We start from the raw sequence: 13,835 nt of genomic DNA on the forward strand, positions 1-13,835 counted from the left end.
CGAATCCCCATCCTCATCCGGCGTACTCGGCGACGTCCCGATCCGCGACGAGCAGATCCGTCGCGACGAACTCGGCGATGGCGTCGCGCATCCGCCGGGTGGCGTCCTCGGCACCGAGGGTAACCTGATAGGTCCGGGCACCGACCATGGCGGTGTAGATCGCCTCACCGACGCGCTCGGGGTCGACGTCGCGAAACACGCCCGCCTCGATCCCGTCGGCGAGAATTTCGGCGACGGTTTCGACGTTGCGTTCGTAGTGCGAACGGAGTTTCTCGCGGAACTGGGGGTGGTGAACGGCCTGGACGCGCAGTTCGATAATCGCCAGGGCAAACGTCTGGCGGTCAGACTCGCCCGGTTCGATAACGAACCGATCGACGTACTCTTCGAGACGGGGGAGGGGGTCCTCGGTCTCCGTCTCGGCCAACCGATCCCCGATCCACCCCACCATCTGCTCGACGAACGCGAGCAGCAGGTCCTCCTTCGTGTCGTAGTGATAGTGCAACAGCGACCGGCTCTTGTCGAATTCGTCCGCGATGTCCTGCATCGTCAGGTTGGCGTAGCCGTGCTCACACAGCGCGCGATAGGTCGCACCCATGATCGCGTCCTGCGTGTCGGAAGCGGCGTCGCCCTCCCCAGCGCGGTTCCCGGGGTCATCCTCAGTGCTGTTCCCGGCGTCACCCTCCGTGTCCATGTTCCCCCGGTCGAGGGGCAATCGGTAAAACCTTCCCAAATCCTGACTGACGCGACAGTCAGGCTTTTGTGCACTCCTACGTTACCAGGGGCCATGTCCTGGGGCTTTTCGGGTGGCAACGACGACGCGGACACCTTCGAACACCTCCGGGAGGGTGTCGACCGCCCGATGTGGCGGCTCCTCAGCAGCTATGGCCGGGGGTACGTCCCGGAGTTCGTCCTGGGCGGGGTCGCGAGTGTCGTCGCGCGATTTCTCGAACTCATCCCGGCACTGGTCCTCGGGGTCGCGATCGACGCGCTGTTCGTGCCGACCCGTGATTTTTCGCTCCCGCTCGTCCCACAATCGGTCATTCCGGGGGACGAGCCAGGGCAGTTCTGGTTCGCCGTCGGGCTCGTCGGGGCCGTCTACATACTCACGGCTGCGCTGAACTGGATCAACGGATGGGCGTGGAACCGCTTCGCCCAACACCTCCAACACGAGGTCCGGGTTGACACCTACGACGTCGTCCAGCGGATGCGCATGGGCTTTTTCGACGACAAACAGACCGGCGAGGTCATGTCGATCCTCAACAACGACGTCAACCAACTCGAGAGTTTCCTCACCAACGACCTCAACGCCGGCATCCGGATCTCCGTGCTCGTCGTCGGTGTCGCGAGCGTGATGGTCTGGCTCAACTGGCAACTCGCCGTCGTCGCGCTACTGTCGGTGCCGGTGCTCGCATTCGCGAGTTACCTCTTCGTCCAGCGCATCGGCCCCAAGTACGGCCGCGTCCGGCGGTCGGTCGGGGCGCTCAACTCCCGACTCGAGAACAACATCGGCGGGATCGAGGTCGTCAAGTCCTACGGCCGGGAGTCCTTCGAGCGCGACCGCGTCGAGGAGGCCTCTGAGGAGTACCTCGATGCCAACTGGGACGCGATTACGACCCGGATCAAGTTCTTCCCGACGCTGCGGATCATCACCGGAATGGGGTACGTGTTCACGTTCCTCGTCGGTGGCTACTGGCTGCTCTTTGGCCCGCCACAGGTCGGCCTCGCCGGGACGACCGTCGGGTTCACGGGCGGGATGACGCTTGGCGTGCTCACGCCGATGTTGCTGTACGCCCGGCGGTTCCTCTGGCCGATGCGTCAGTTCGGCAACGTGGTCAACAACTACCGCTACGCCTTCGCCGCGGCCGAACGCATCGTCGGCCTCATGGACTACCCGGGCACCGTCGACGATCCTGACGACGCGATCGGCCTCGATGGCGTCGACGGGCAAGTCGATTACGAGGACGTGACCTTCCGATATGTCGGAACCGACGAGCCATCAGTCGACGACGTGAGCTTCAGCGCCGAATCAGGGGACTTCGTCGGCCTCGTCGGGCCGACCGGCGCGGGCAAGACCACACTGCTCAAGCTCCTGGTGCGGCTGTACGACCCTGCGGACGGGACGATCCGCGTCGACGGCCACGACGTGCGGGACGTCTCACTCGCGAGCCTCCGGGCGCACGTGGGCTACGTCAGCCAGGAGCCGTACCTCTTCCACGGCACCGTCGCCGAGAACGTCGCCTACGGCATCGACGCCGGCGACGACGAGATCCGCGAGGCGCTCTCGATGGCCGGGGCCATGGAGTTCGTGTCCGAGTTGCCAGAGGGTATCGACACGATGGTCGGCGAGCGCGGCGTGAAGCTCTCGGGCGGGCAGCGCCAGCGCGTCGCCATCGCCAGGGCGATCCTCGAGGATCCGGAGATCCTGATCCTCGACGAGGCGACCTCCCACGTCGACAACGAGACCGAGGTCCTGATCCAGCGCTCCCTGGAGACGCTGACGGCCGATCGGACGACCTTCGCGATCGCCCACCGGCTCTCGACGGTCCGGGACGCCGACACGATCCTCGTCATGGACGAGGGGCGAGTCGTCGAGCGTGGGGCACACGAGGACCTGCTCGCGGCGGACGGGCTCTACGCCAACCTCTGGAGCGTTCAGGTCGGCGAGATGGAGGCCCTCCCCGAGGAGTTCATCGAGCGCACGGCCGAGCGCGAGCGAGCGGGGACTGGCGACGACGACTGAGACGAGCTATCGCCGGTCGACACCTACTCGCCGGTGGCCGACTCCGCAGGAACGACCGTCTCGTGTTCGATCTCGACGGCCGATTCCGCGAGACCGAGACGGCCGAACTGGGTTCGGACGTGCTCCTCGGCGGCCGCGATTGCCCGGTCGCGATCGGCGAACCCGCGCGGCGCGGGCGACTCGAAGGCCACGTTGATCGCGTCGCCGTCGACGTGCTGGACGGTTCCGCCGCTCTCGACCGCGTAGAAGGCATCACACACCCAGACGAACGGCGCGTCGGCGTCAGGCGCACCCTCGTAGCTCGGAGGCTCCTCGCCAGGTTCGTACAGCGTCCCCGTCAGCGCCGTCCCGCCGGCCCGTCCACGGATGAGTCGCATACGGAGTGTTGGTGACCGGCAAGTAAAAACAAGTCGGCCGGCGGGAGGAGAAACGACACCGTCGCAGAAAGGCAGTCTCTGTCGTCCAGCGCGATCGGGTACCGCGCTCGTCAGTGCTCGAGGAACACGAGGTGGTCATGTTCATCCTCGTGGACGCGCTTTGCATGTTCGGCCATGTCGCGCTTGGGCATCGGTCGTTCCCACTCGCAGTCCTGGCAGACAGCCACGTACTCGGCCATACCGATACTACTGGTCCCACCAGTATAATTCTGGTTTCAATCCTTGACAGCCGCCCATGGCTGACTCCCACTTTTCGGTTTCTGTGACCCCTCCCGTCAGGCGCGATTCGATCCGCTACCCCTCACCCGGACCGAGTTCGACCAGCACCGGCAGATGATCGGAGGGGAACCGACCGTCGTCGTAGACATCGCTGCAGACGCCGTGGGCTCCGACGGACACGTCGGGCGTCGTGAAGACGTGGTCGATCTTGCGATTCGGCACCAGGTTCTCGAAGTCCGTCACGGAGGTCGGCGGGCCGTGTGCGGGTTCGGACGATCGATCGCGCTCGTCACTGAGGGCGAGCGGGCTGTCCTCGCCGGTCAGAATCTCGTAGGGCTCTTCGCCCGCCACGCAGTTGAAATCGCCCGTGAGAACCACGGGGTCGTCCTCTCGCAAGTCCGCGAGCCGGTCGAGCAACAGACGGGCACTCTTCTGGCGTGCGCGCGGGCCGTCGTGCGAGAAGTGTGTGTTGGCGAAAAGGAGGGAATCACCAGTCCGCTGGTCGCGCAGGCGCGCCCAGGTCACGATCCGGGGGTGGCGGGCGTCCCAGCCGACAGAGCCAGGCTCGTCAGGGGTCTCCGAGAGCCAGAAGGTGTCGCTATCAACGCACTCGAACCGGTCGGTCCGGTAGCCGATCGGGGTGTGTTCGCCCTCGCTCTCGCCGTCGACGCGGCCACAGCCGATCCACTCGAAACCAGGGAGAGCGTCGGCGACGTCGACCAGTTGGTGATCGAGTGGTTCCTGGAGGCCGACAACGTCGGGCGCGTGAAACCGGATCGTGCTCGCGACAGCCTCACGACGGTTCGCCCAGCGGTGCTCGCCGTCCTCGGCGTTGTCGTAGCGGACATTGTACGTCATGGCGCGAAGCCACGCGGTCATCGGGAGTGGCTTGGGATGCCAGGGTAAGGACGTTTGGGGTCAGCGTTCCGAGGCGGAGTCTTCGACGTGGGGTCTTCGGAGTAAATAGTCCAGAGAGGCAGTGGATTTCGTCAATCCGACCCGGTTTCATCACTCGCGTCCCGCTCTGGCGCGGTCTGAATGTCGAGTTCGACAAGCTGGCCATGCGTGAGGTCCTCGGCGACTGACTCGTTGGTTAGCCGAAGTAACGTTACCCCGTCTCCCGCATCGACGACAGTCCCAGTGGTTCGGGTCCCGGTGACAGCGTCTTCGATCCGATCCAGTCGATCGAGGACCTCCGCAAACGAGTCGGTGCCGCTCTCGTCGTCAGCCTCTGCCGTGGAACCGTCGGGACACTGCTCGTTCTCGGGACTGTCGGACCGGGACATCTCCTCTGCGGGGTCGGAAACCGACGCACCGTCCGCGAACGCGACGCTCTCGTCCGTGCGTTCCTCGGAGATGGCGACTGGCGACTCCTCGAGGACAGCGGGGTCGAGACCGAGATCCTCGGCCAGCCGAGCTGTATCGATGCCTTCGGCGACCAGATCGACGTCGTCGTGGCGCTCCACCGTCGGTAGCGGGATGTCGGCGGTGTCGAACGATCCGCCGATGTCCGATCCGGCGTCCGTGTATCGTCTGGAGCGAACGCGTCGACGCGTGGCCTCGGTAACCCACGGGGGCCCGGACCAGCCATCGTCGTAGAGAGTGTACTGCGTGGCGTCGTCGGTCGCCCAGACGAAGCTGTCGTACTTGTCCTTGTACTGGTCAGCGACGTAGCCCCGTTGATGCGTGACGACGACGTGGATCGGCTCCAGTGCTTCGACGACTGAATCGACCGTTTCTTCGGTCGGATGATTGCTCAGCTGATAGTCGTGGACCATACAGCCCGCGGACCGCTTCGGGTCGAACGCCCCGCTCGTCACCTGCACGAGCGTCGCCCCCGCGTCGTCCTCGATCGCGTCGAACAGACGTTCGCTGCTTCCAGCAATGGGAACCTCCGGCCCGGCAATCGTGATTCGGCCCGGCCCGAGGACCGCGTCCGGATCCTCGAACGTCGGGACGCATTCGACGCCTGGATGGTCGTACTCCAGGGCCTCCCAGAGGGTTGCCACCCGACCGGCGACTGTCACGGGATGCGTCAGGTCGGTAGCGCCAGCGACGTGCGCCAGCAGGTATGCGAGGTGGACACCGGTCGAACCACTGCTCGTCGTCAGTACCGTCGAGCCGGCGCTCGCTCGCTTGAGGACAGTCCCGACCGCGCCGGTCAGCTGGTCCCGGAAGTCCGTGTTCGTCGCTGCCGTGAGGAGCACCGCGTCGACCGGTAAATCCGTCCCGAGACCCGGATACCCAGCGGCCCGGCGTGTGGTAAAGTCACCCGTTGCGAGCAGATGATGGTGATCGTCGCCGTCGGCGAAGCGCACGACGAACCCGCAGCCACCAGGTGCATGCCCGGCTGGTACGGGATGGATCTGAACGTCGCTCGTGATCGTCGTCCAGTCCGTGATCGGTTCGATCGCCGCCGCCACGTCGCCCGGATTAGCCAGATCTGCGTGTTCGGCGTCGGTGTCGAGTCGCGTCGTGATCGCCGCCGCCGTCTCCGAGGTGGCGTAGATCGGTGCGCCGTCCCGAAGATTCGAGCCGAGCGTCCGGTAGTGGTCGAGGTGAGCGTGCGTCAGCAAGATCGCAGAGAGGTATTCGTCCTCTTCGAGGAGGTCATCGACATCGACTCCCGATCCGGCGTCGACGAGGATGCAAGTCGTCTGGTCGTGAATCTCGTCGTGGAATCTGAGGAGGTGTGATTCTCGACCGTTGTAGGGATTCGCGTGCTGATAACTAACCTGCATCCATCAGTCAAGCGTAGTGTTACACCGCCAACAAAATATAGTTTCGGAGAGATCACGGCCACCAGGGTTGGGAAACAGGTTTGTCCGTCGGCCCACACTGACGTGATATGTCCGACCTCGGGGATTTCACGGAGTTCGACAACGACGCCGGCGAGCAAGCCTCCGAGGGGAGTGACGCCCCCGAACGAGCGACGAGCGACGACTTCGAGCGGGTCGAAACCACGCCGACGGGCGAGGAACGCGGCATCGGCGTCCTCTCGGCCGCGGAGGGCCTGACCATCAGCGAGGACGGCGAGGACACCCGGCTGCGAGCGTACGTCACCGTCGGGAACCGCGCCGACGTCCGGATCGGCACCTATCTCCTCGCGCCCTATCCCGACAGCGCGACCGACGAGCGTCTCTTCTGTCGGATCACCGCCCTCGAATACGCCCGGGAGTTCCGGGCCGACGACGCGACCGAGATCCACGCCCGGCGGGCGATGCGCGCCGAGGGCATCGACGAACAGGACTTCAAGTTCATGGCGACGCTGGAACCCGTCGCCATTCTATATCAGGATGACGGCGAGCTCCAGCGCCGGATGACCGACCGCGTCCCCAAGCCCGAGACGCCCGTCAGCCACGCCGACGAGCGATCGGCGATCAAGACCGGACTGAAGATTCCCGAAGACGGCGTCTTCCTCGGCCACCTCTCGGTCGGGGGCGAGAAGGTCCGAACGGCGGCCCAGCCCCCCACCATCGACTACCGGCTGAAGGACGCCTACGACGCCGGCGACCCGCTGGTCTTCCGGCACACGCTCGTCGCCGGCGGGACGGGATCGGGCAAGACCCACCTCGCGAAGAACGTCCTCCGGCAGTTCCTCGCGTCGGAACGGTCCTACCCCGTCGAGACCGGCAGCGACCGGACAGTCCGGCCCGCCGTCGTGCAGTTCGACCCCCAGGACGAGTACGCTCAGATGCACGACGACGGCGACCTTTCGGCTGACTTCCGGCGGCGATGCGAACGCGAGGGCATCGCGTGTGGCGGTCACGACGATACGGTTGCCTTCGTCCCCGAAGTCGGCGGCGCGACGTACGCCGCCGAGCACCACCGCGCCGAGCAGGTCGCCTTCACCATCCCGTTCTCGTTGGTCTACGACAACCCGTGGCTGATCGCCGGCAGCGGCCTCAACGACAACCAGTACGGGGCGCTGGTGAACGTCCTCCTTCCGCTGTTCCGTGATCAGTACGGCCGCGAAGGGACCTACGACCAGTTCACCTCGTTCCTCGACGATCCCGCGCTGAAGGAGGAACTCGACGAGACCGGCCGGGTCCACGAGGCGACCTACGACGCCGTCCGCCGGCGGGCGCGTGGGTTCGGGAACATCTTCGATCAGGACGCCCGGCCGATTACCGATCTGATCCACGAGTTCGTCCGCCCGGGCGGGCTGACGGTCGTCCCGACCTACCACATCAACGACTCGCGGGCGACCGAGACGGTCGTGCTCGCGCTGTCGTCGCTGCTCGTCGACGAGAAACTCTCGAACGACCCGACGTTCGATCGCATCGGGGAGACGCCGCTGGTCGTCGGCATGGACGAGGCCCACAACTTCCTGACCGACGCCGACAGCGTCCAGGCCCGGAAGGTCATCGGGAAGTTCACCGACGCCGCAAAGCAGGGCCGCAAGGAGCGCCTCGGCCTCTTTCTCATCACCCAGGACCCCCAGGACATCGCCGACCCCGTCTTCAAGCAGATCAACACCACCGTCGTCCTGAATCTCGGCGACGAAGACGCCATCTCGGCGGTGAATATTCCGAGTCATCTGGAGGCGAAAGTCCCCTACATGGAACAGGGCCAGCTGGTGGTCTACTCGCCGGACAATTCCGAGCCCGTCGAGCTGATCGGGCTGCCGGAGTGCGTGACGAGACACGGGCGGGAGTGAGCGCGCAGGGCGGGCGCTACTGGTTGGCCATCCGGACTGCATGCAGCCGACGCCGGTCGGCGAAAACCAGACACGCCTCCCGCTGATGAATGACGACTCGTTATCCACCTCCAATATGATTTTATACCAAAACGTATATTCAATTGGTACGTATATGTGGCAAATATGTCCGCGAGTGGTGGGCGGCGGGAATTGTTCGCGATTGTATTATCAATCCTCATGATCGTCTCGATGTTGCCGGCGGGAACGGTGTCTGCCGAGACGGTTTCCGAAACCGCGGGGAATACAGCGCCGGCTGACACTGTCCCCGAGGTATCCATGGACGGGCCGCCGGTAATACTGAAAGCCCAGGCCATGGAGCGCATCGAGAATTTCTCGGCTCCCTCGAATCAGCTCGAAGCAGCCAAAGAGCGCGCCCGCTCGCGGCTGAACGATTCCTTCGCGTATTACCAGGATCAGACACGCATCGGCGACCAGCACGCGTTCATTCGCGATTCGGAAGTGCTCCGGGCGCTGACTGACTTCGCTGGGACCGACCAAGACGAGCGACTCGATCAGGTCGTCGAGTTGGTGACACGGGCGGACAATCAGTCTGCCCGGCAGGTAATTCGTGACGCTGAGAATGCCTTCACAGCGACTGAAGAGACCCTCGGCCAGGGGAGGACGGATAGCGTCAAGGCTCACATCGATAACGCCCGGCGACAGCTCGACCGTGCCGAGCAGATCCGGGACCGCGCAGAGGACAGATCGGGAGCGCAGTCGATTCGGACGACTGCGCGGGCGGTCCGGACGTACGGCTCGGCGGTCAACCAGGCTCACACTGCCTTGGGAATGATCGATGGCGAGGTCGGTCCGGAGGTGTCGTTGACACGGCGGACGGATCCGATCCGTAATGGAAGCGAACGGGCACAGTATACGCTCGTCGGGAACGTGACGAATCCGACCGGGCTGGACGCCGTGAACGTCACCACGACGGTCAACGACGACCGCACGGTCGATCTCCCGCTTCGCGGTGACTACGCAAACGCCACCTTCGCAAAAACGATCAACCTCACCGACCGTGTGAATACGATCGAAATTACGGCTGGCGAAAGTGACGACGGCCAGGAGGCGGACAATGGCAAGCAGAAGGGCAACAACGGCAACAGTGGTGCGTCGTCCGGACAGAACCAGACGAGCACAGTCGTCCTTCGCTTGGACGGTGACGGCCTACCCGATACCTACGAGGAGAATGTGACGGGTACGGATCCGCTGGATCCCGATAGTGATTCGAGCCTGACTGATGCTGATGACAGCGATGACGGGGTTATCGACGGTATAGAAGACTTCGATGACGACAATCTGGTAGCATACTAGAGCGTGTCATAGAATCCATCTCATAACTTCTCACAGCCCGGTCCGTTTCCTCGCTCGTAGTTGGTGATGGCGACGACGATCCGGAGACACAGCGCAAGAAATACTTCTGTTCGTGCGTGGACGCGGCCTCGGGCGCGGACGTGCCCGAGGCCGCAGTCCTTGACTGCATCGTTGGTTCGTTCGACTCCTGTCCGGTCGTTGTACGTCTCATCTAGGATGGACTGTTTCAGCCGGATGTCCTCGCTATGTTTCTTGATGCGGTCTTCGACTCTGTACTTGATGTCTTTCGGGTCGTCGGTGTTTCGCGGATTGTACGGAGCGATTGGCACGACCCCTGCGGCCAGCAGGAGGTCGTGCCAATCGAGGATGTCGTAGGCGCTGTCTCCAAGCATCCAGATCGGTGTATCGACGGCGAGCGCGTCACGGGTGACGCGCATCGCCGTCTCTTTGTTTGCTTGTTTGGCCTGTGTGAACTCCGCTGCTATCGGGATCTTTGCGCCGGTCGAGACGATCGTACAGCCGAAGCCGTAGTAGTACTCCTCAGCCGTTGGATCGTAGTTCCATGACGCTGCATCGTTGTATTGAATCGCTTCAACGTGTGTCGAATCGATAGAGTACGTGGAGTCGAGCAGGCCGCGGGCGGCGGCCTGCTCGACGAGGCTGTCGAAGACATCGTCGATAACGTGTTCGAGATCAGTGAGAAAGCGATCAACCGTGTCTCTTGATGGCGGTTTGTCGAGCCCGCAATAGTACCAGACGAGGCCGTGCTGAAGTTCTCGTGCAACCGGGCGTGTCCCGTAGACATCCTTGTAGTAGCAGTGCAGAAAGCCGCGAAAGAGGTCTGGTGGCTGATGCACTCGTGTTCGCCCCCTCGAAGCGGGGGCGAACACGTCATACTCCAGCAGAAACTCGAACTCAAGATGCTCGAACAGCGGTACTGTCTCGGTAGCCGCCGCATTCAAGAAGTCGTCTACCGAAGTTACGTCTTGCAGGGTGCTGGCGCTCGTAGACACAGTTCCAACACCCTGCTGCCTTCCCTGAGAATGTTTCTATGACACGCTCATTACACTCAAAGAGTGGGCCAAAGGTGAACTAAATCCGGTACCAACTGATGTTCCGGGAGGTATAGTAGCAGCGGAAGTACAAGCGATTCGAATGTTCGCAGACAAGGTTACTGCCGAGATGCATAATTCGGAGTTGAAAGCTATCGCTGGTGAAGATACAATTGTCATAATGATGGGACCAACTATTGTCAGAGCAAACTGATGACACGATATATCTCACGGCGGGCAGTAATCGCTGGCTGTGTCGGGATCGGAGGGTCACTCGCAGGCTGTTCGGTTATCCAACCGAATACGCCGACTGTCCGCTGGAGATACAATGCGTTGGGTGCAATCGGTTCGCCCGCAATCGGTGACGGGACAGTGTATACCGGCTCAACGCATACGAGTTGCTACGCGATAGATCTCGAAAGCGGCGAGAAAGAGTGGGAGTTCGAATCGTTAGATTCGGGCCTCAACGGCGTGACCGTTCGACAGGACCTCATCATCGGCGGGAATGACCGCGGATCAGTATATGGAATCGGAGTAGACGGGAGAAAACGATGGCAGACGACGCTCGAAGGTGCCGTCCAGTGCCAACAGCCCCTGGTTATTGGGGAAACAGTCCTCATCAATGCGCGAAACGGGACTGTCTATGGCATCGATCTGAAGGATGGTTCGATCAAATGGGAAACACCTGTCGTGGAGTCGATCCCGGATGAATGGGAAGATCTCTCTGCCCGGCCAATATCGGCTGATGGGTTGGCAGTCGTCGCTTCGTACGACGATCGCGTCCGCGCGATCGATCCATCGGATGGTGAGATAAAATGGGACGTAACGTTGAACGGAAACATCGGCACAACCGTTGCCCAGGGTCAAAAGCTCGTTGCGGGATCGACAGACGGCGATGTCGTCGGAATCGATCCGCCTTCGGGCGAGGTGTTGTGGCGAAAATCACTTTCATCCGGAGTCTCCACCGATCCAGCCTGTACAGATGGACAAGCATATGTCCCAACCGCAGATGATGGGTTGTTCGCTCTTGACGTGAACAACGGCAGTACTATCTGGAAGAAAGAGACCCCAGTGCTCGGAGACGTATCCGCAAATGCGGGCCTCGTTGTCTTCGGGACAGCGAACGAACGACGGCTCCAAGCGCTTGGCACGGATGGATCTCCCCGCTGGCAATATAGTGACTCCTTCCGAGCCGGTGTCTCTCCACCACGGATCACGGAAAACGAAGTTATCGTCGCAGGATTTGATGGATATATTCATGTACTTGAATATTCGAAATGAATGCTAAAGTCGGTGGAAAGTGTAGATTCGTCCGGCGAGACGGGTATGGGGGAGGACTACGACGTGCAAACAGCCATTTCGCGTCAAACAGCAACGATTCTCGTGCCCAGTATACGGTGCTCCTCACAGACGGACAAGGTGGGGGCGGAATCACGGAAGCGAACACTGCGGCTGACCGTGGGACAACCATCTATACCATCGGCTTCGGCGATGCAGATGAGGACAAACTACAGCAGATTGCAGATATCACGTCGGGTGGATACTCGTCTGTTGACGATGCCAGTGACTTGCCGGACGTCTTCTCACGTGTTGCGGAGGATATTGGCCCAACGCACTCGGATGACGATGGCTTCTCTGACTCGCTGGAGAATGATGGGATTCCCATTTCGCCATTTATACGCGGAGCAGGCGCAATACCACGGTCTTCAGGCCGTGGATACGCGCCGTCACTTAGTGACATATTCTACCGATATCGACAGCCCCGGATATTCCCCGTCAAACATCGCATTTAATACACTCTGATTCATAATGTGTTATGAAGTTAGTACGATGCTGGAGACAACCCGTACTTACGTCGCACGCATCACGAACCACAGTCAGGTTCGTGACGATCTCGACCAGTGCGGGTTCTCCGCCTCGAAACTGTGGAACGTCGGACGCTACTATATCCAAGGCCGATGGGATGAGGACGATGAGATACCCGACGAAGCCGAACTGAAATCGGAGTTGAAAGACCACGAACGCTACAGTGACCTGCATTCTCAGTCAAGTTCGTTCGAGAGACTTCGTCTCTCGTGATGCCAAAAATCTCCGATTTTTGAGCACAGCGAGTTCTCGAAGAGCTTGCTGAGGCGTTCAACGGGTGGTACAACTCTGACGACGGCAACAACCCGCCGGGCTACCGGAAACGTGGCGACCGACACCCACGCTCCACTGTGACGTGGAAACAAAAAGGCATCAAACACGACGACAAGCACGGTCAACTCCGCCTCTCGAAAGGATGGAACCTGAAAGACGGGAGGTCTGACTTCATCCTCGCGGAGTACGAAACCCGCCCCGACGTACAGGTAGAGAATATCCAGCAAGTACGTGCCGTCTACAACGGCGACCGCTGGGAACTCCACCTCGTCTGTGAGAAACAGATTCCCGTTGAGGACGCTCCCGGTGAACAGACGGCGGGTATTGATCTCGGCATCAGCAACTACCTCGCCATCGACTACGAGAATGGCCCTTCGGAGTTGTATCCGGGGAACGTGCTGAAAGAAGACAAGCACTACTTCACCCGCGAAGAGTACCAGACCGAAGGCGAGCACGGGCCGTCCAAGCGGACATTAAAGGCTCGGCGGAAACTCTCCCGACGCAAAGACCACTTCTTCCACACCCTCTCGAAACACATCGTTCAACGCTGTGTCGAAGAGGGCGTGGCGGAGATAGCAGTTGGAGACCTCAGTGACATCCGCGAAGACGAGAACGGCGACTCGCGGAACTGGGGGCCGTCGGGCAACAAGAAACTCCACGGATGGGCGTTTGACCGCTTCACAAACCTGCTCGAATACAAAGCCGAGGAACACGGCATCCTCGTTGATCGTGTAGACGAGGAGAACACGAGCAAGACCTGTTCGTGTTGCGGACAGATTCGGGATAGCAACCGTGTGGAGCGTGGTCTGTACGTCTGTTCGTCGTGCGAGACGACGATGAACGCGGACGTGAATGGTGCAGTGAACATCCGCAGAAAGATAACTCAGAGTCCCCCGACAGGGGATATGAGTAACGGCTGGTTGGCACAGCCCGGAGTCTTCCTGTTCGACCGCGAGAGCGGACGGTTCACACCGAGAGAACAGGGAGTCTGCAAACCCTAATATCCCAACGCTGAGCAAATCGGAGATTTGCGATGTACGCGAATCTTCGATTCGCTTGACTCGGGATTCCTCCGCCTTCAGGCGGAGGAGGATGTCAACGAGTGAACAGTGATCCAACGGATCCGAACTCCGACGACACTGGACTGAACGACTCGGCGGAGATCGAACGTGGTTCGAATCCACTCATGCGAGAGAACCTCATGGTGTCAGTTAAGTTGCCAAATACTCTCG

The 13,835-nt window shown here is 61.6% G+C and carries 11 protein-coding genes and 1 pseudogene; 6 read left to right on the top strand and 6 right to left on the bottom strand.

Features of this window, described 5'->3' with window-relative positions; genetic code table 11:
* Positions 1-13: 13 nt before the first annotated feature.
* Positions 14-691 carry a TetR/AcrR family transcriptional regulator gene (locus HTIA_RS06235; protein ID WP_008527487.1) on the bottom strand — a complete coding sequence of 226 codons (678 nt, stop codon included), beginning with the start codon at positions 689-691 and terminating at the stop codon, positions 14-16.
* A gap of 93 nt (positions 692-784) precedes the next feature.
* Here HTIA_RS06235 and HTIA_RS06240 point away from each other — a divergent pair, with 93 nt between their 5' ends.
* Entirely contained in the window at positions 785-2,740 is a 1,956-nt protein-coding gene (locus tag HTIA_RS06240) for an ABC transporter ATP-binding protein (protein ID WP_008527488.1), read from the top strand.
* 23 nt (positions 2,741-2,763) lie between these two features.
* Here HTIA_RS06240 and HTIA_RS06245 read toward each other — a convergent pair whose 3' ends face one another.
* The 4 genes from HTIA_RS06245 to HTIA_RS06255 all read right to left on the bottom strand — a co-directional run bounded on the left by HTIA_RS06245 (position 2,764) and on the right by HTIA_RS06255 (position 6,137).
* A complete protein-coding gene (locus tag HTIA_RS06245; RefSeq protein WP_008527490.1) occupies positions 2,764-3,117 on the bottom strand; it encodes a DUF7113 family protein in 354 nt (117 codons plus the stop codon).
* Between the two features lie 110 nt (positions 3,118-3,227).
* Positions 3,228-3,356: a hypothetical protein gene (locus tag HTIA_RS17285; RefSeq protein ID WP_008527491.1), complete on the bottom strand. Its 129-nt coding sequence runs from the start codon at positions 3,354-3,356 to the stop codon at positions 3,228-3,230.
* 115 nt (positions 3,357-3,471) lie between these two features.
* Positions 3,472-4,275 (bottom strand): endonuclease/exonuclease/phosphatase family protein, encoded by an 804-nt coding sequence (locus HTIA_RS06250; RefSeq protein WP_008527492.1) that lies wholly within the window; start codon positions 4,273-4,275, stop codon positions 3,472-3,474.
* Between the two features lie 110 nt (positions 4,276-4,385).
* Positions 4,386-6,137, bottom strand: a complete 1,752-nt coding sequence (locus HTIA_RS06255) for an MBL fold metallo-hydrolase (protein WP_008527493.1) — start codon at positions 6,135-6,137, stop codon at positions 4,386-4,388.
* A gap of 107 nt (positions 6,138-6,244) precedes the next feature.
* Between HTIA_RS06255 and HTIA_RS06260 the strand changes: the two genes are divergently transcribed.
* Positions 6,245-8,056, top strand: a complete 1,812-nt coding sequence (locus tag HTIA_RS06260; protein WP_008527494.1) for an ATP-binding protein — start codon at positions 6,245-6,247, stop codon at positions 8,054-8,056.
* A gap of 165 nt (positions 8,057-8,221) precedes the next feature.
* A complete protein-coding gene (locus tag HTIA_RS06265) occupies positions 8,222-9,412 on the top strand; it encodes a hypothetical protein (RefSeq protein WP_021029289.1) in 1,191 nt (396 codons plus the stop codon).
* A 20-nt stretch (positions 9,413-9,432) separates the two neighbouring features.
* Here the strand turns inward: HTIA_RS06265 and HTIA_RS06270 are convergent, their stop codons facing one another.
* A complete protein-coding gene (locus HTIA_RS06270) occupies positions 9,433-10,425 on the bottom strand; it encodes an IS5-like element ISHti8 family transposase (RefSeq protein WP_044950729.1) in 993 nt (330 codons plus the stop codon).
* 252 nt (positions 10,426-10,677) lie between these two features.
* Here HTIA_RS06270 and HTIA_RS15775 point away from each other — a divergent pair, with 252 nt between their 5' ends.
* The 3 genes and pseudogenes from HTIA_RS15775 (at position 10,678) to HTIA_RS06275 (ending at position 13,604) form a co-directional block, all read left to right on the top strand.
* Positions 10,678-11,745 carry an outer membrane protein assembly factor BamB family protein gene (locus tag HTIA_RS15775; RefSeq protein ID WP_021029292.1) on the top strand — a complete coding sequence of 356 codons (1,068 nt, stop codon included), beginning with the start codon at positions 10,678-10,680 and terminating at the stop codon, positions 11,743-11,745.
* Entirely contained in the window at positions 11,742-12,257 is a 516-nt protein-coding gene (locus HTIA_RS17410) for a VWA domain-containing protein (protein WP_079980313.1), read from the top strand. Before HTIA_RS15775 ends, HTIA_RS17410 begins: the two co-directional genes overlap by 4 nt.
* A 37-nt stretch (positions 12,258-12,294) precedes the next feature.
* Positions 12,295-13,604: pseudogene (locus HTIA_RS06275) on the top strand (RNA-guided endonuclease InsQ/TnpB family protein).
* Positions 13,605-13,835 lie beyond the last annotated feature (231 nt).

This window comes from Halorhabdus tiamatea SARL4B (assembly GCF_000470655.1).
Taxonomy (GTDB): Archaea; Halobacteriota; Halobacteria; order Halobacteriales; family Haloarculaceae; genus Halorhabdus; species Halorhabdus tiamatea.